A 16,711-nucleotide genomic window follows, 5' to 3' on the forward strand; every position below is an offset into this window, starting at 1 on the left:
CGAATCAGACCGGGTGGTCATGCCTTATTATCTGCCCCCCGCCCCCAATTGGCCGGATACGGACAAGTCATGCTTATCGGGGAAAACCCGGATACAGAAGAACCCGCCAATCGCTACAAGCCGGCACTCACCCCCTGGACGTTCGAACCGGAACGGCGCGCCCCTTCGACCACCGCACCCCGTACATCCTCGGCGCCCCGGTGCGGGCAAGTTGTGTCGGATGACTCAGATCGATCCCGCTGACCAGGTTGCGGACCACCCGCGGGGAGTGATCGCCGATCTTGGTCTCGGGGGACGCCGGGCGTCACTAGGATCCTGCGGTGATCACCAAACGATGTCTGGCCGGCGGCGTCCTGCTCGTCATACTGGCCGTCCTGGCGCCGCCCGGCGCACCCCCCGTTTCCGCAGATGACGGTGGTTCCACGGAGCCTCCCAAGGTCGAGCTCGTGCTCGACGTCAGCGGCTCGATGCGCGCCCGGGACATCGACGGGAACAGCCGGATGGCGGCCGCCCAGCAAGCGTTGAACGAAGTGGTGGACGCCCTGCCCGCGGAAACGCAGCTGGGCATCCGGGTGCTCGGATCGCAGTACCGGTTCCCCGGCAGTCCCAAGACCGTCGGGTGCAGGGACACCCGGCAGCTCGCCCCGGTCGGCCCGATGAACAAGGTGGAGGCGAAGACGGCGATCGCGACACTGCGCCCCACCGGCTGGACGCCCATCGGGCTGGCGCTGCGCGCGGCGGCCCGGGACCTCGGCACCGGGGAGACGACCCGGCGGATCGTCCTCATCACCGACGGCGAGGACACCTGCTCGCCCCCCGACCCCTGCGACGTGGCCCGCGAACTGGCCGCCCAGGGGACGCACCTGGTGGTGGACACCCTCGGGCTCACCCTGGACGACAAGGTCCGCCGGCAGCTCACCTGCATCGCCGACGCCACCGGCGGAACCTACACGGCCGTCCAGCACCAGCAGGAGCTGACCGGCCGCCTCAACCAGCTCGTCCAGCGGGCCGGCGCGACCTACAAGCAGACCCCGCGGCAGGTGGCCGGGGCCGCGCAGTGCGCCAACGCCCCGGTGCTCACGCCCGGCGTGTACACCGACCGGGAACGGTTCAGCGAGCACCGCTGGTACCGGGTGCAGGTGGCGCCGGGGCAGGAACTGCGCGCCTCCATCAGCATCGCGCTCGACCGGCAGCTGAACCCCGATCACGGGGTGCTGCTGCGCGCGGTGTCCCCCGGCGGGCAGGAACTCGTCCGCGGCACCGACGCGGGCAGCGGCCGCACCGACGTGCTGTCCACCGGCCTGCGCTGGCCGGACCAGCGGCCCGAGACGGACGCGTCGCCCGCGCCGGACGGCGAGTCCGCCGCAAAGCCGGTCTGCCTGGTGGTCAGCAACTCCTTCTCCGCCCCCGCCCACGTGCGGACGGCGCCCGGCATGCCGCTGGAGCTGACCGTCGACCTGGTGCCGTCCTCGGACGCGCCGGGCGGGCCCGACCTGGGCCGCGGCTGGCTGCTGCTGGTCGTGCTCACCGGAACCGGCCTGGGCGCCGGCCTCGTCATCGGCTGGCTCGCCCGCTGGCGCGCCGCCGGGAGGGAGAACTGACCATGCGCGCCGCCCCCCTCGCCGCCCTGCCCGCCGCCTTCCTGCTGTCCGCCGGACCGGCCGCCGCAGACGCCCCCTCCCCCACGATCGGCACCGCCGGGACGTCCTTCCTGACGGCCACCACCGTGGAACCAGACCGACCGGTCCGCGTGTCCGCCTCCACCGGCGACCACCTGTACTGGTCATTCGCCGCCGCCGCCGGACAAACCGGCCGGATCACGGTGACCGTCGCACTGCCCCCGCCGACGAACCGCCACGGCGCCGCAACCTACACAGCCGACATCTTCGACGGGCTCCGCCGCCGCCAGGCGTGCACCGCCGGCCCGCAGAACGCGACAGCGAACACCGGCGCCACCAGCGTCAAACTCCGCTGCACGCTCCGGCAAGTCCGCGCCTGGGCCGAACCATGGTCCGACGACCCGCTACCGGGCACCTACTACCTGCGGCTGTCGGCGAGCGACCTGCCCGAGCAGGACCTCGGCCTGCCGATCCGGGTGGACGTGCGGATCACCACGAAGGACGGTGCCGCACAGCCGGCGGGCGCGAAGCTGGAGGCACCGCTGTCCCCGGCCGTCAACCCGGGGGCCACGCTGGCCCCGGACGCCGCACCGCCGGCGTCGCCGTCCGCCGTCAGCTCGGCACCGAAACCGGCCGACCGTGTCAAGGGCTGGTTCTCCTGGCCGTCCAGCCGATGGTGGTGGACACTCGGCGGCGGCGTCCTCGCCGCCGTCGCGGCCGTGGCGGGCTACAGCCTGACCCGCCGTCCGCACCACTGGCTCTGACCCCCCAGGGCGGCCGGGCACCCCAAGGGCACCCGGCCGCCCAGGCCCGGCTCGGCCGAGACGACCCGCGCGAGTCCGGCTCCTCCGGTTACTTCCCTTTGCGGAGCCGGGCTCGCGTTATCCGGCGCGGTCGATGCGGGCGGCGTTGTCGTATGACTCGCGAGCGTCGAGCAGTTCGTCCCAGTGCTCCTCCGCCCACGCACACGCGGACGCCATCGGCCCGAGCATGCTGCGGCCCAGCGGAGTCAACTCGTACTCGACGTGCGGACTGGCCTCGGCGTAGACGGTGCGCTTGACCAGACCGTCCCGTTCGAGGGACCGCAGCGACTGGGTGAGCACCTTGGGAGTGACGCGGCTCAGCGGTACGCGCAGCTCGGAGAACCGGCGCGGCCCGTGCTCAAGGCAGCGGATGATGAGCGCCGACCACTTGTCGCCGAATCGAATCGGATTGAGCGAGGACGGGCACAGCTCATCGAACATGTCCGCGGGCAGGGGCTCCCTCATGGCCTCACGATAGCCGGTACCCCGGTGGTAACCACGGCCCTCGCTAGCGTCCGTAACTCGGCCGGCGCACGGGCTCCGGCCCAGGTGAGAGGCGATTCCCATGAACATCGTGATCTTTGGCGCGGGCGGCCGGGCCGGACGGCAGGCCGTCGCCGAGGCGCACCGCCGCGGCCACCAGATCACCGCCGTGGTGCGCGACCCCGCACGCCACGGCGACCTGAGCGACGCGCGGGTCGTGGCGGGCGACGTCACGGACTCGGTGAGCATCGAGCACGTGGCCGCCGGACATGACGCCGCCATCAGCGCCGCCGCGGACCTGTCCGCGCCACCGCACGACTTCTTCACCGCGTCGTCCCGCGCCCTGGCCACCGGCCTGGCGAATGCGGGCGTCCACCGCCTGGCGGTGGTCGGCCTCGCATCGATCATGCCCGGCGCGTCCGGCGCTCCCCTGATGGACGAACCCGGCTACCCCAACGAGTACCGCTCCTTCTACCTCGGCCACGCGGCGGGCCTTGACGAGCTTCGGACCTGCGACCTCGACTGGGCGTACGTGGCCCCCGCGGGCGACTTCGACCATAACGGCACCCGCACCGGCCGATACCGCATCGCCGAGCACGGCGACCCGGCCAGCCGGATCACATACGCGGACTTCGCGATCGCGCTTCTCGACGAGACCGACACACCCCGCCACCACCGCGCCGCCGTCAGCATCCGGGAAGCGTGATACCCGAACGCCTGGATCACCGACCAGATCCGCGGCTCAAGAAACCCGCATGATGACCGCCACCGAATCCGCCGCGCCAGCGGGCGGTGGTGTGTCGCCGCCGAGCCGGCCCGTATCACCCGGGTCCTGACGGTGCCATCGCCTCACGCCGCCGCCGGACGGCTGCAGGCCGCTCTCACCCGGCTCGTCCGCCTTCCCGTCCTGCCGACGAATTCAGATCCATCCCCTTCGAAGCCGTCAACCCGTTCTTCCAGTCGTCTCGTCCCGCTACGCACGGCTTGTTGCTGATCGTGACCAGCAACAAGCCGTGCGGAAGCGAACGTGTGCAAGGTGGCGACCGAAGTTGCACGGGGCGGCATGGCGGGTTGGCGGAGGCGATGATCAGGTGGGTGAGCGACTGCACCTTCTGCAAGATCATTGCCGGACGACTGCCGTCCTACCGTGTTCTTGAGGACGAATACACGGTGGCGTTCCTCGACATCGCCCCGGCCTCGCCAGGACACACGCTGGTCGCCCCGCGCGAACATGCCGCTGATGTGTGGACGATCTCCGAGACCGCCCATGCGCATGTCGCTCGGATGGCGCATCGAGTCGCTGCGCTGGTGAAGGCTGCGTTGGCTCCCGACGGGGTGAACATCGTGCATTCCACCGGCGAGGCCGCCCGACAGGAGGTCTTTCACTTCCATACCCACGTGGTCCCGCGCTGGCATGGCGACGATCTGCGGCTGATGTGGAGCTCCCAACCGGCTCCGGGCCGCGAACTCGAACGGACCTTGGAACTGATCGCTGCAACCCGCTGACGTCAGCGATCAGGCACGTAGCGGGCACGGCGGCCGAAGGCACGAAGGAGGCCCAGTGTCCGTGACACTGCACTGACACTGGGCCTTTGCGCTGCGAGGGGGTGACGGGAATCGAACCCGCGCTGTCAGCTCGGGAACCAAGCCGATCCCGGCCGCCATAGCGGCTGACCTGGCCACCGCTCATACCGCGAGCGACCGCAACCGCCCCTTGATCAACTTAGCTAATTGCACGCCTCCTGACCCCGCTGGCCTGAACAGGACCGGGCTGTGTCGAGCCGATCGTGTCTGGCTGACCCCTCGATGCGAACCACGGGCATTCCTGGGCCGCCATAGCCTCTCCCAGCTGGTGACGTTCGTTCATTCAGCAGCGGAAACCTGGACCAGGTAGTCGGCCAACTCACCCGGCCGCGACAGCATCACCATATGACTACCGGGCATCTCATCCGGGGTGATACCGAGCCGCTCCTTCACGTGGCGGCGCACGAACTCGGGAGTGAACAAGCGGTCTTCGCGGCAGAGCAGGTATCTCGTCGGAACGTCCGGCCAGGTGGACAACGGCCAGGGTTCGCGCCCCACCCGGTCCATGCTCATCTTCTCGGCGAGCGCACCGTCATGGGCCAGCACCTGCCGGGCCAGCTCCCGTGGGACGTCGTGCACATACAGTTCGTAGTCGTCGTCGATGCCGGACGAGGGCCGGCCGCGGTGCTCCCACCAGTCGTCCGGAGTCTCACCCGGTTTCGGGATCATGGCGTTCACCAGGACAAGCGCGGCGGCTCTGGCCCGCATGCACACGAGGGGGCCGACGAAGCCACCCCAGGAGTGGGCCACCACCACAAGAGGCCGGCGCTCGTCGATCGCCTGGACGACGGTGTCGGCGTAGTCCCAGAGCCCCGCCTGGGGGTCGGACATCGGCAGGTCCACCGCAACCGTGCCGTGCCCGCGGCCACGAAGCTCGGCCTCGAGTAGATGCCAGTCGAACGCACTTCCACCGCCGCCGTGGACAAAAGCGAAGGTCGTCATGACGGTTGTGACCGGCAACGGCGCGGAAACTCATCGGCGGGCGCCGGACAGATCGTTGATGGGGTGTTGCGGAATCGGCCGTGGGCATGGCAAAGGGCGCCCATGATCAGTGTGTGAAGACAAACCTGGACGCCCTTCTGACCACACTGTACGTCTATCTGGACGATCATGTCCTGCCCTCGCGCGAACCCGTCCGGCGGCGGGGACGGCCCGAGCTGCTGCCCGATGTCGAGCTGGTGTGCGTGGCGGTGGCGCTGCACCTGGCCCGCGCCACTCGGCCTGGCACGACCGGCTGCGACTGATGGACGGCACCCCGGTGCCGTGCGGCACCTCCCGCATCACCATGGACCGCTCTGCGCTGGGCGAGATCGCCGGCTACGGCCGCGATGTGTCCCACCACGCCTTCTACCGGGGCGCCAAGCCTTGCTGATCACCACCGCCGACCGCGTTCAGCCTGGCCTGCCCCAAAGAACTGGGCGAACGCAGACAAGCCCTGCACCTGCTGCGCCTGCGCCCGATCACCGGCGGCCCATGCCCGATCCGCGTCCGCGATGGCCGGTCCGCAGCGCATGGCGCCAGTGACCTATAAGGCGCGCCACCCGTTACGCCCGGCCATCAATTACAGTCTCCCGGCGTGGTGGGCATCTCCGGCCAAGGCCCCCTTTTGGCTTTCTCCATCATTCTCTCGATGTCCTCCAGGCAAAGAGCCTGCGCATCGAATCGCTGGCGATAGGCGAGCACCAACGCGGACACCGAACAGAGCACATCGCCGTTGCGCGTGTGAAAATGCGGTTCAGGGTACCTCATCTCATACCCCCCGTCTTGGTACCCTTTTTCCTCCGCTGTAGAGCGCGAGTGATAGGAAACGATTTCTTTCGCCTCGTACGGCAACACCAATGACGGCCGCCGGGACATCATGTCTTCCCAGCCCTCGCGCATTTCAGCATGGCGACCCGGATCAAGGATCGCTTCGGGGACTGCGATCAGCCAGTGCGGAAACAGGACCTCGATAGCGGTTCCTGAATCATGGAGCGCACACACCACCTCAGGGATTTCACTCCCATCCGCGCAGTAGGCGTACAGATCGGGTCTTCTTGCGCTGAATCCCGCGGCCTCGAGCTGCTCGGCCAGCGACATGCCTTCCTGCTCCTCGCGCAGCGTCCGGTATGACCTGCCCAGCAGGCCGAACAGCAGTTGCCGCTCCGCCCACCGGCTCACCCGCCTGCCGCCCGCTGACAGCGAGAAGACGTCTATGTCACGCCGACCCTGCTCACCTTCTACCAGGAGCCAACGCTCCTCTGGCCGCGACCCCAGAACTCCCAGCAGGCCCTTCGGTGGGGCCATGACGACGATGGACTTGATTCCCCGCCGCCAGAACAACAGCCACCGCCAAGGGGCACTCCGGTAGAAGACGGTACGTCCCTCGCCTGCACCGAGCAGATAGAAACCTATGCCTGGAGGATGCGATGAGGTGGGGTCCTCCGGCGATCCGCCCTGTTCAAAGAGCTCCATCTCTTCGGACGCGGCCATATCGCCTTCCATGGAACCCTCCGGTCGGCGCGAGGTCGGGGCGGGCAGCACGCCGCCGGCATTCCGCCGACGCTGGCACCCACGATCATTTTGGTGCCCCATAGACGATAATCGGAAACTCGCCACATTCCGGACCCGCGGCCAGACCGGTCTCCCCCTACCGCCGCGACGGCGGCCCGTAGGGTTCCGGTCGACGGTGTACGTTCGCGGCTCCATGTACGGAGTACAGCGGGCCACCTCCGCGGCCGAGTGGGTGTGGAGGACAAGGAACTCAGCCCCAAGACCGTCCAGCTCTACGAACTGCTGTTGCGGCTCCATCTGAACCCGACCTTCGGTCAGACGAGCATCGGCGACATCCGAGAAGAGGACGTTCGGAAGTGGCGGACGTCCCGTCTCAAGGCCGGTCCCAAGAGCTAGCCGACCTTCGGGCCGGTCACGATCCCCAAGGCATACCGGCTGCTACGCGCCATCCTCAACACGGCGGTTCGGGACAAGCACATCAAAGAGAACCCATGCCAGATACCCGGCGCCGACCGGGAGTCGAGCCCAGAACGGCCCGTCCCGAGCGTGGCCGAGGTCTACCGAATCGCCGACGCATCACACCTCGCTACCGGGCGCTCGTCCTCCTCGCGACTTTCGGCAACCTGCGAGGGGGCGAGTTGACGGGCCTCCGACGTAGGAACCTCGACCTCGACGCCGGGACGGTCCGCGTGGACGAAACCGTCTATGAGCTGGGGCCACTGGTCAAGGGAACACCCAAGTCAGAAGCCAGCCGACGCACGGTCGCCCTCCCCGACCTGATCATCCCGACCTGCGCAAACACCTGGACGAGTACGCCCAACCCGGCCCCAAGAGGTTCGTGTTCGTCGGCGTTCAGGGCGGGCAGGTCCGGCGGAGCAATTTCTCCAAGACCTGGGCACGGGCGCTGGAGAGCGCGGGATTGGAGGTCGGCGCGATCCACCTCCATGACCTCCGCCACACGGGCAACACCTATGCGGCCGAGTCGGGGGCGTCGCTGGCCGAGCTGATGAACCGGACGGGGCACTCGTCCACGCCGACCGATTCAGGAGCGGCGCAGCCGCCTGGCACAAGCACGCTCACGCCCACGAAGTTCGCCCTCAACACACGGAGGGGTTCTAGCGTTCTGGCAGCGTTGCGTGCGGAGGCGTGGGCACGATCTTGATCATGGTATTGGTGATCGCCCATCGCTCGTGGTCGCGCCAGGCTCCATCGATGTACAGCAGTTCGGGCGAGTAGCCCTCATGGCGGAAGCCGACTCGTCGGACCAGTCTGAGGGAGGCGTGGTTCTCGGGTTGTATCTGGGCCTCGAGCCGGTGAAGCTGCAACTGCTCGAAGCTGTAGCGCACGACCAGCGCGAGCCCTTCGGTCATGTAGCCTTGGCCGGCGGTAGGGCCGAAGGCAGCGTAGGCAATGGACCCGGATTGAAACCGTCCCCGGATGATGCTGTTGACGTTGACCACACCGGCAATGGCTCCACTGTTGCGCACGCAGATCAGCACCGACTTCTCGTCGGGCTGCTCATATCGCGTGAGGTAAGCCCGATACTGCTCTGGTGTGGACGGCAAAGCCATCCACGGGCGGTGCAGTTCCGTACTGGCGCTCACCAGGTTAAGAAACTCCTCCTCGTCACAGCTGGCGAGGTGGCGCAGGGTCACCCGGCAGGACGGGTCCGGTTGGTTGCCTAGGAAAGCTTCGATCACTGCATCGTTCACGGACCGGACGGTACTGGACACCCAGGGAGATGGGGCAAACTTCGGTGCGGTCGTGTTTATGGTTTGTGGGTTATCCAGAGCATTTCTGCCGGCCAGTGATGTGCCCAGTCGGGCGGGTCGGTTTCGTTGTAGCCGTTGAGTGTTCCGGGTTCGGGCCGCGGCTCGAGGAGGTCGTCGATGATGAGGCCCGCGCCGCGCAGGGTCTTGATCCAGTCGCCGTAGGTGAGCTGATAGCTGGCCGCTCCGTGGTCTTCGGCGATGGTGTTCAGCCCGAAGTAGTCGTGGTGCAGCGTGGTGGTTACGCGGCGGGCGTCGTCGTCGTAGCAGGCTTCGAACCATGGGCTGGCGGCGTTGAACACCAGGCGCCCGCCGCGGCGCAGGACGCGTGCGGCCTGCGGGACGGCCAGGTGCGGGGGTGCCCAGCTAAGCCCGCCATGGTCGCAGAACACCAGGTCGAAGCTGCCGGCGGCGAACGGAAGCAGTTCGGCTGCGCCCTGCACCAGCGGGTAGCGGACCGTCCCCATCGCGCGGGCTGCTGCGGCAAGCTGAGCTTCGGACAGGTCGAGCCCGACCACGGTGGCGCCCTCGGCGGCGAGTGACCTGGACCACTGGCCGGCGCCGCAGCCGAGTTCAAGGACGCGCTTGCCGGTAACGTCGCCCAAGGCATGCAGGTGCGCGTCGGGGATGGCGTACATGCCCCACAGCCGGGGCGCGGCGCCGATCTGCGGGTCGTGCTCGTGCTGGTAGGCGCGGCTGATCTGGTTCCAGTACCGCCGGTTGGCGGGGATGCTGTCCACACGCCGACTCCAGCACCGCCCTCCGGGGACGGTCAACACGATTAGGGCACGGCCGGGATCATTGCAGCGAGGCGCTATCTGTTTGTGATCTTCCCTCTGTGCGGGCGCCCCATGCGTCCTCCTAGGAGGCCGCTCGGAGGACAACAAGCGTAAGTCGAATATCGTTCTGTCCACGTTCACGCTGGCTGAGGCGGACGGGCGACGCGGCGGGACCAGCCGCGTAGCGGCGCCCTCGATGCCCTCGTCCGGGAAGAGTGCGACAAGGACGACGGCGAGGCGGCTGGGACACTGGTGCCGGTGGCCTAATGGCCCGCCGTTGATGGCGGTCAAAAATGATCAAGGCCCAGGATCGGGAATCATGTCCCTGGCCTGGGCCTTCGTTGGTGGAGCGGGTGACGGGAATCGAACCCGCGCTGTCAGCTTGGGAAGCTGAAGTTCTACCATTGAACTACACCCGCGTGGTGCCCTTGGGGCGCCATGCTGTGGATACTGTACCGGATCGTCGGGGTGGGTGCGGGGTGGGATAGCTTTTCTGGCGTGCTGCTCTCCGATCGCGACATCAGGGCCGAGCTCGACAACGGGCGGGTGAAGATCGACCCGTTTGAGCCGGGCATGGTTCAGCCGTCCAGTGTGGACGTGCGGCTGGACAGGTACTTCCGGGTGTTCGAGAACCACAAGTATCCGCACATCGATCCCGCTGTGGAGCAGCCGGATCTGACGCGGCTGGTGGAGGTCGAGCCTGAGGAGGCCTTCGTGCTGCATCCCGGGGAGTTCGTGCTCGCGTCGACCTATGAGGTCTTCGCGTTGCCGGATGATCTCGCGGCGCGGCTGGAGGGGAAGAGTTCGCTCGGCAGGCTGGGGTTGCTCACGCACTCGACGGCCGGGTGGATCGATCCGGGGTTCAGCGGCCACGTGACGTTGGAGCTGTCGAACGTGGCGACGTTGCCGATCAAGCTGTGGCCGGGGATGAAGATCGGGCAGATGTGCCTGTTCCGGACGAGCTCGCCGGCGGAGTACCCGTACGGGTCGGCGAAGTACGGGTCGCGGTATCAGGACCAGCGGGGGCCGACGCCGTCGCGGTCGTACCTGAACTTCCACCGGACGAAGGTGTAGCCGAATTGTGACCTGAGTGTGACGCAATCCACCAAAAGGTGAAACTTTTTCTCTTACCGGGTAGTTTCAAGCGACGCACACCCTTGGCGTCTGGTTGACACTCTCTTTACTTGAGGGTCTGGCGCCTGGACGGCGACCCGTTTCCGCGTATCGACGCGGGAACCCGGAAGGAGATCGTGTCAGCACTCCGCGCGGAAAGCGTCACCAAGCTCTTCGGTCGTAAGACGGCAGAGGCACAGCGGAAACTCAGGGCGGGCGCCGATCTGAAGGCGATCCGCGACCTCGGGGTCACACCGGCGGTGGTGGACGCCACGTTCGAGGTCCGGCAGGGCGAGATCTTCGTGGTCATGGGCCTGTCGGGGTCGGGGAAGTCGACCCTGATCCGGATGCTGAACGGGCTGCTCGGGGTCACGTCCGGGACCGTCGAGATCGATGGTCAGGACATTGCGAAGTTGTCGCCGAAGGCGCTGCGGGCGCTGCGGCAGAACAAGGTCAGCATGGTCTTCCAGCACTTCGCGTTGTTCCCGCACAGGACGGTTCTGGCCAACGCGGCGTATGGGCTTGAGGTCCGGGGTGTCGCGAAGGAGGAACGCGAGAAGACGGCCCGCGAGTTTCTGGCCCTGGTGGGGCTTGAAGGCTGGGAGGACAGGCTTCCCCGGCAGTTGTCGGGCGGTATGCAGCAGCGCGTGGGACTCGCGAGGGCGCTCGCGGCGGGCACCGACATCATCTTGATGGACGAGGCGTTCAGCGCGCTCGACCCGCTGATCCGGCGGGAGGTCCAGGATCTTCTGCTGGATTTGCAGGGACGGTTCGGGAAGACCATCGTCTTCATCACGCACGACCTGAACGAGGCCATGCGCATCGGCGACCGCATCGCGGTGATGCGGGAGGGCCGGATCGTGCAGATCGGCACGGCCGAGGAGATCCTGACCGACCCGGCGAACGACTACGTCGCCCAGTTCGTCGCGGATGTGGACCGTACCAAAGTGCTGACGGCGTCGTCCGTCATGGAGAAGCCGCTGGTCACGGTGCCGGCGTCGACCGGGCCCCGGACGGCGCTGCGGACGATGCGCGAGCACCAGACGTCCGCGGCGTTCGTGGTGGGACGCGACCGCAGGCTGATCGGCCGGGTGCGCGCCACGGCGGTCGCCGACGCGGTGCAGGACAACGTCCAGACGCTGGACGGCCTGGTCGACGCGGAGGACCCGGTGGCGCCGGACACCCCGGTCGCGGATCTGTTCGCCCGGTGCGCCGAGAGCGAGTTGCCGGTGCCGGTCGCGGACGGGGACGGGACGCTGCTCGGCGTCATCCCCAGGGTGACCCTGCTGGCCGCGCTGGGCGCGATCAACTCGCAGGTGACCGAGGAGGAACTGGCGCTGGCACAGGAGGGCAGTGACGGTGAGTGACGCGATCGAGCTGCCCCGGGTGCCGGTCGGCGAATGGTTCGACGGCCTGGTGAACTGGTGCACCGACAACCTGGCGTGGCTGTTCGACGGGATCGGCTCGGCGATCGAGACGTCGGTGGACGGGCTGACGGACGCCCTGACGCTGCTGCCGCCGCTGGCGCTGACGCTGGCCCTGGCCCTGATCGCGTTGCTGGTCAGCGGCTGGAGGCTGGGCCTGTTCACGCTCCTCGGCTTCACGCTGATCGACAGCATGGAGCTGTGGGACGACTCGATGGACTCGCTGGCCCTGGTGCTGGTGTCGGCGGTGGTGTCCGCCGTCCTGTCGATACCGATCGGCATCGCGGCGGCGCGCAGCGATCTGGTGAGCCGGATCGTCCGGCCGGTCCTCGACTTCATGCAGACGATGCCGGCGTTCGTCTACCTGATCCCGGCGATCTTCTTCTTCAGCATCGGCTCCGTGCCCGGCGTGGTCGCGACGGTGATCTTCTCGATGCCGCCGGGGGTGCGGCTGACCGAGCTCGGCATCCGCGGCGTCGACCCGGAGATGGTGGAGGCGGGCGAGGCGTTCGGCACGCCGCCGAGCCGGATCCTGACCCGGATCCAGATCCCGCTCGCGATGCCGTCCATCATGGCGGGCGTCAACCAGCTGATCATGCTGTCGCTGTCGATGGTCGTCATCGCGGGCATGGTCGGCGCGGGTGGCCTCGGCGGCGTGGTGCTGGAGGGCATCAACCGGGTGGACGTCGCCAAGGGCTTCGAGGGCGGTATCGCCGTCGTCATCCTGGCCATCTACCTGGACCGGCTCACCGGCGCCCTCGGCGAGGGTCCCGGGATGCTCCGCGCGCTGTTCACGCGCGGCCCGGCCACCCGTGGCGATGTCACCAGCAGTGTGACCACCCCGTAGTGACGGCCGTCCGGCCGGTTCCCCACCCCTCTTCTTTTCATGCAAGCCGACGAAAGGATGGGCATGCGTTTCAAGTTCAAGGGTCTGACGGTCGCGGCGTTGACGCTGACGCTCGGCCTGAGCGCCGCCGCGTGCGGCGACTCCGGTTCGGGGGGTGAGAACGACAAGAACATCACGATCGGCATGGTCTCGGGCTGGGCCGAGGGCGAGGCCGCGACGGCGCTCTGGAAACGGCTGCTGACCGACAAGGGCTACAAGGTCGAGGTCAAGACACTCGACACCGGCCCGCTCTACGCCGGCATGTCGAAGGGGGACGTGGACCTCTTCCTGGACGCCTGGCTGCCGGGCACCCACGAGGACTACTGGAAGCAGTACGGCGACAAGCTGGAGAAGGTCGGCGCCTGGTACGACTCGGCGCCGCTGACGATCGCGGTGCCGAACTACTCGCCGCTGCAGTCGCTGGAGGACCTGAAGGGCAAGGGCGGCCAGTACGGCGGCAAGGTCGTCGGCATCGAGAAGAGCTCCGGCCTGTACCGGGTGTCGCAGGAGAAGATGCTCCCCGCGTACGGCCTGCAGGACGAGTACAAGGTGACGACGTCGTCGACGGCGGCGATGCTGACCGAGCTGAAGAAGGCCGTCGACGGCAAGAAGGACATCGTCGTCACGCTGTGGCGCCCGCACTGGGCGTACTCGAAGTTCCCCATCCGCGACCTGAAGGACCCGAAGGGCGCGATGGGCGAGCCGGACGGCATCTACACCGTCGCCCGTGAGGACTTCGGCAAGGACCAGCCGGACGTCGCGAACTGGCTGAAGAAGTTCAAGATGACCGACGAGCAGTTGGGGACGCTCGAAGACCTCATGGAGAACAGGTACAAGGGCAAGCCCGAGCAGGCCGTGGACGAGTGGCTGAAGACGAACCAGAGCTACGCCACGTCCCTGACCGGCTGATCACCCGCACGGGAACGTTCCACCAGCGGAAGAAGGGCCGTCCGGTGCTCCCGGGCGGCCCTTCGGCGCCTCACCCGGCGAGGCCCACGCTGAACAGGACGGCCACCAGCCCGATCCCGGTCGCGCACAGCGTCATGACCCGCGGGTGGAGGCTGTGCGCCTCGGGCAGGATCTCGGCGGCCGCCAGGTACAGCAGGACGCCGGCGAACGTCCCGAGGTAGGGGCCGAGGACCGCGTCCGGGACGGTCACGAGGGTCCCCAGCACGGCCCCGCCGATGGGCGCGACGGCGTCCGCGAACAGCAGCAGGAGGGCGGGACGGCGGTCGGCGCGGTGCAGCGAGGCGGCGGTGAAGGTGTTGAACCCGTCCGCGAAGTCGTGCGTGACCACCGCCAGCGCCACGAACGCCCCGACCTCGGTCCCGGACTGGAAGCCGAGGCCGATGCTGAGGCCGTCCACCAGGCTGTGCAGGACGAGCGCGGACGCGGCGAGCAGCCCGGCCGAGCCCACGCCGTGCGCGTGCGGCGCGTACTCCTCCTCGTGGGCGCGGTGGATCGCCACGGCCTGCTCGACGACGTGCAGCAGCAGGAACCCTGCCGCGAAACCGATCATCGGCGCGGGGACGCCGAACGGGCTGTGCCGCGTCATGTCCAGCGACTCGGGGATCAGGTCGAACGCGACGACGCCGAGCATCAGCCCGCCCGCGAGGCCGAGGACGAGGTGCCGCTGGTCGCGCACCCGCATCGCGGCGAGCCCGCCGACGAGCGTCATCAGGAACGCGAGGACGGACACGAGCACGGCCATTCCGGTGTCTTACCAGTTGTCCGCGCCCGCAACCCCGCCCACTCGCGCCCCCGCCCACTCGCGCCCCCGCCCACTCGCGCCCCCGCCCGCTCGTGCCCCCGGCACGCGGCCCCGCCGGTTCGCGCCTCACCGGCGCGGGGTGCCGTCCGCTCGGCGTGCACACGCCGCCGCCGGAATGCCGAGCGGACGGCCGCTCACTCGAACGCGTCGCCGTCGACCACGCTGCTCGCGGGCGGCCGCCGAACGTCCACCGGCTCCTCGTACGCGAGGTACTCGATGCGGTTCCCCTGACCGCCGTTCAGCAGCAGCACGTACGGCTCGCCCTGCGTCGCCACCTGGATCTCCTCGCCGGGCGCCCCGGTCAGGCTCACGGTGGGAACTCCGCCAGCCGTCCCCGCCTTGCCCTTCTGCCAGGAGTCCACGGACTTCACGGCCTCGCTGAGGAGGGCCGTGCGGTCGGTGAAGACCGCCAGGTCCTTGAAGTCGGCGGACGCGGTGGTCGTCTTGAGGTGCTTGCCGGAGAACAACTGCACCGCGCCCTTTCCGCCGATCGACTTCCAGAACGCGTCGTTGCCCTTGATGTAGACGTCCTTGCCGATCCTGGTCATCTCAACGCGTTCCTTGCCCTGCTGGAACCAGCCGGTCGCCTTCGTCTTCCCCGCGTAGCGGAAGTCGAGGGCGAACTTGTCCTTCCCGTCGTCGATGTCCCCGCGCATCCGCAGGAACCGCGCCGAGGCGGTCGCCTTGCGCGCGCGGGACAGGATCGCGGCGGCCTGGAGCTTCTCCACCCCGTTGGGCGTCGCGGCGGCGGACGCAGGGGCGGACGCGGCGCCGGACGGGCGCGTGGCCGGCGCGGAAGCCGTCTTCGATGTCGTCGCCGCCTCCTCCGCCGGCCCGCACGCGGTGGCGGACGTGAGCACAAGGACGAGCGCGGCCGACACGTGGCCCGCCCGGAGTCGGTGATAAGGCACCCGAGGTCCCCTCTCTTGTTCTGCTTTCGTGGGACATCGCCCCCGTTGTCTGGGAAAAGGGTGCTGCGTGCCGGTGCTGGATCACTGTCGTTATGCTGCGGTCACTGCGCCCGGGCTGCGGAACGACTGCGGCGGCGCCGGAGGAACGGTGAGTGGAGGTGGTCGCGCTGCCGGGCGAGGGGCCGTCACCGCGCTTCGAGATCCTCGGCCGGCCGGCCGCGTGGCGGGGCGGACGGGAACTCGACCTGGGGCCGGGCAAGCAGCGTGCGGTCCTCGCCGTCCTGCTGCTGACGCCCAACCGGCCGGTGTCGACGGCGTCGATCGTCGAGGCGGTGTGGGGGGACGAGCCTCCCGACAACGGCGCGAACGTCGTCCAGAAGTACGTGGCCGGGCTGCGCCGCGTGCTGGAACCCGACCGCTCGCCGCGCACCCCGGGACGGCTGATCACGCTGACCGGCGCGGGATACGCGCTGAACGTCCCGCCCGAGGGCCTGGACACCGAGGTCTTCCAGGAACGGGTGAGGACGGCCCAGGCCGTGCGCGCGGCGGGCGACGCGGCGCGGGCCGAGGCGCTGCTGCGCGAGGCGCTGGCCATGTGGCGGGGCCCGGCGCTGGCGGGGCTCACCGGCTCGTTCTTCGACGCGGCCCGGGACCGGCTTGAGGAGACGCGGGCGGCGGCCCTGGAGGCGTGCGCCGAGGTCGGGCTGGAGCTGGGGGAGCACACGCGGCTGGTGCCCGAGCTGCTGCGGCTGGTCGCGGAGTTCCCGCTCCGGGAGGGGTTCCGCCACCTGCTGATGCTGGCGCTCTACCGGTGCGGCCGGCAGGCGGAGGCCCTGGCCGCCTACCGGGACGCACGCGACTTCCTCTCCGCGGAGTTCGGCGTCGAGCCCGGTGAACGGCTCCGAAACCTGCACGTGGGCATCCTGCGCTCCGATCCGGCGCTGGCGGCACCGCCCTCGCCCGAACCGGCCGACGATCCCCGCGAGCCCGCCGGCGACCCGCCCGAGCCCGAACCGGCCGCGCCCGCCGGACCGGCCGCGCCGCGGTTCGCTCCGCCCGGCCCGCGGCTCGCGCCG

The 16,711-nt window shown here is 69.0% G+C and carries 15 protein-coding genes, 1 tRNA gene and 3 pseudogenes; 11 read left to right on the plus strand and 8 right to left on the minus strand.

Features of this window, described 5'->3' with window-relative positions:
* Positions 1–320: 320 nt before the first annotated feature.
* Positions 321–1,601 carry a VWA domain-containing protein gene (locus tag AF1_RS09560; protein WP_067795318.1) on the plus strand — a complete coding sequence of 427 codons (1,281 nt, stop codon included), beginning with the start codon at positions 321–323 and terminating at the stop codon, positions 1,599–1,601.
* Between the two features lie 2 nt (positions 1,602–1,603).
* Positions 1,604–2,383, plus strand: a complete 780-nt coding sequence (locus AF1_RS09565; RefSeq protein ID WP_067795321.1) for a peptidase — start codon at positions 1,604–1,606, stop codon at positions 2,381–2,383.
* A gap of 117 nt (positions 2,384–2,500) precedes the next feature.
* On the opposite strand, the gene AF1_RS09570 is transcribed toward AF1_RS09565, so the two are convergent.
* Positions 2,501–2,887, minus strand: a complete 387-nt coding sequence (locus tag AF1_RS09570) for a winged helix-turn-helix transcriptional regulator (protein WP_067795324.1) — start codon at positions 2,885–2,887, stop codon at positions 2,501–2,503.
* A gap of 100 nt (positions 2,888–2,987) precedes the next feature.
* Here AF1_RS09570 and AF1_RS09575 point away from each other — a divergent pair, with 100 nt between their 5' ends.
* Positions 2,988–3,611, plus strand: coding sequence for an NAD(P)-dependent oxidoreductase (locus AF1_RS09575; RefSeq protein ID WP_067795328.1), 624 nt, complete (start codon positions 2,988–2,990; stop codon positions 3,609–3,611).
* Between the two features lie 389 nt (positions 3,612–4,000).
* On the plus strand, positions 4,001–4,411 hold the full coding sequence (locus AF1_RS09580; protein ID WP_242608543.1) for an HIT family protein: 411 nt from the start codon (positions 4,001–4,003) through the stop codon (positions 4,409–4,411).
* Positions 4,412–4,768: 357 nt separating this feature from the next.
* Here AF1_RS09580 and AF1_RS09585 read toward each other — a convergent pair whose 3' ends face one another.
* A complete protein-coding gene (locus AF1_RS09585) occupies positions 4,769–5,431 on the minus strand; it encodes an alpha/beta fold hydrolase (RefSeq protein WP_067795331.1) in 663 nt (220 codons plus the stop codon).
* A gap of 113 nt (positions 5,432–5,544) precedes the next feature.
* Between AF1_RS09585 and AF1_RS37175 the strand changes: the two are divergent.
* Positions 5,545–5,999, plus strand: a pseudogene (locus AF1_RS37175) (hypothetical protein); the annotation flags it as partial.
* A gap of 47 nt (positions 6,000–6,046) precedes the next feature.
* Here AF1_RS37175 and AF1_RS09595 read toward each other — a convergent pair.
* Positions 6,047–6,973, minus strand: a complete 927-nt coding sequence (locus AF1_RS09595; RefSeq protein WP_131732269.1) for a hypothetical protein — start codon at positions 6,971–6,973, stop codon at positions 6,047–6,049.
* A 229-nt stretch (positions 6,974–7,202) separates the two neighbouring features.
* Between AF1_RS09595 and AF1_RS37180 the strand changes: the two are divergent.
* Positions 7,203–8,015: pseudogene (locus AF1_RS37180) on the plus strand (tyrosine-type recombinase/integrase); the annotation flags it as partial.
* Between the two features lie 82 nt (positions 8,016–8,097).
* Here AF1_RS37180 and AF1_RS36225 read toward each other — a convergent pair.
* The 3 genes from AF1_RS36225 to AF1_RS09610 form a co-directional block, all read right to left on the minus strand.
* Positions 8,098–8,694: a GNAT family N-acetyltransferase gene (locus AF1_RS36225; protein ID WP_067795358.1), complete on the minus strand. Its 597-nt coding sequence runs from the start codon at positions 8,692–8,694 to the stop codon at positions 8,098–8,100.
* A 56-nt stretch (positions 8,695–8,750) separates the two neighbouring features.
* The gene (locus tag AF1_RS36230) at positions 8,751–9,491 is read right to left on the minus strand and encodes a class I SAM-dependent methyltransferase (protein ID WP_067795340.1); all 741 of its coding nucleotides are present in this window, start codon (positions 9,489–9,491) and stop codon (positions 8,751–8,753) included.
* A 384-nt stretch (positions 9,492–9,875) separates the two neighbouring features.
* Positions 9,876–9,949: transfer RNA gene (locus AF1_RS09610), tRNA-Gly, on the minus strand.
* Positions 9,950–10,028: 79 nt separating this feature from the next.
* Here AF1_RS09610 and dcd point away from each other — a divergent pair.
* The 4 genes and pseudogenes from dcd (at position 10,029) to AF1_RS09630 (ending at position 13,862) form a co-directional block, all read left to right on the plus strand.
* Positions 10,029–10,604 carry a dCTP deaminase gene (gene dcd / locus AF1_RS09615; RefSeq protein ID WP_067795361.1) on the plus strand — a complete coding sequence of 192 codons (576 nt, stop codon included), beginning with the start codon at positions 10,029–10,031 and terminating at the stop codon, positions 10,602–10,604.
* A gap of 110 nt (positions 10,605–10,714) precedes the next feature.
* Positions 10,715–12,010 (plus strand): quaternary amine ABC transporter ATP-binding protein, encoded by a 1,296-nt coding sequence (locus AF1_RS09620; protein ID WP_433228623.1) that lies wholly within the window; start codon positions 10,715–10,717, stop codon positions 12,008–12,010.
* A gap of 154 nt (positions 12,011–12,164) precedes the next feature.
* Positions 12,165–12,914 (plus strand): annotated as a pseudogene (locus AF1_RS09625) (ABC transporter permease); the annotation flags it as partial.
* Positions 12,915–12,977: 63 nt separating this feature from the next.
* On the plus strand, positions 12,978–13,862 hold the full coding sequence (locus AF1_RS09630; RefSeq protein WP_067795346.1) for a glycine betaine ABC transporter substrate-binding protein: 885 nt from the start codon (positions 12,978–12,980) through the stop codon (positions 13,860–13,862).
* Between the two features lie 70 nt (positions 13,863–13,932).
* On the opposite strand, the gene AF1_RS09635 is transcribed toward AF1_RS09630, so the two are convergent.
* Positions 13,933–14,664, minus strand: coding sequence for a ZIP family metal transporter (locus AF1_RS09635; protein ID WP_067795349.1), 732 nt, complete (start codon positions 14,662–14,664; stop codon positions 13,933–13,935).
* A 194-nt stretch (positions 14,665–14,858) separates the two neighbouring features.
* On the minus strand, positions 14,859–15,635 hold the full coding sequence (locus AF1_RS09640; RefSeq protein WP_157419159.1) for a hypothetical protein: 777 nt from the start codon (positions 15,633–15,635) through the stop codon (positions 14,859–14,861).
* 152 nt (positions 15,636–15,787) lie between these two features.
* On the opposite strand from AF1_RS09640, the gene AF1_RS09645 reads away from it, so the two are divergent.
* Positions 15,788–16,711: AfsR/SARP family transcriptional regulator (locus tag AF1_RS09645; protein ID WP_217999810.1), on the plus strand; the 924-nt coding region annotated here is incomplete at its 3' end.

Origin of the sequence: Actinomadura formosensis NBRC 14204 (assembly GCF_001552155.1) — a bacterium.
In the GTDB taxonomy this organism is placed as follows: domain Bacteria; phylum Actinomycetota; class Actinomycetes; order Streptosporangiales; family Streptosporangiaceae; genus Spirillospora; species Spirillospora formosensis.

Excerpts from the sequence above, each read along its gene's own strand:
- AF1_RS09595 (WP_131732269.1), bottom strand. The coding sequence starts at position 6,973 with ATGGAAGGCGATATGGCCGCGTCCGAAGAGATGGAGCTCTTTGAACAG.
- AF1_RS09565 (WP_067795321.1), top strand. The coding sequence starts at position 1,604 with ATGCGCGCCGCCCCCCTCGCCGCCCTGCCCGCCGCCTTCCTGCTGTCC.
- AF1_RS09630 (WP_067795346.1), top strand. The coding sequence starts at position 12,978 with ATGCGTTTCAAGTTCAAGGGTCTGACGGTCGCGGCGTTGACGCTGACG.
- AF1_RS09585 (WP_067795331.1), bottom strand. The coding sequence starts at position 5,431 with ATGACGACCTTCGCTTTTGTCCACGGCGGCGGTGGAAGTGCGTTCGAC.
- AF1_RS09575 (WP_067795328.1), top strand. The coding sequence starts at position 2,988 with ATGAACATCGTGATCTTTGGCGCGGGCGGCCGGGCCGGACGGCAGGCC.
- AF1_RS09570 (WP_067795324.1), bottom strand. The coding sequence starts at position 2,887 with ATGAGGGAGCCCCTGCCCGCGGACATGTTCGATGAGCTGTGCCCGTCC.
- AF1_RS09635 (WP_067795349.1), bottom strand. The coding sequence starts at position 14,664 with ATGGCCGTGCTCGTGTCCGTCCTCGCGTTCCTGATGACGCTCGTCGGC.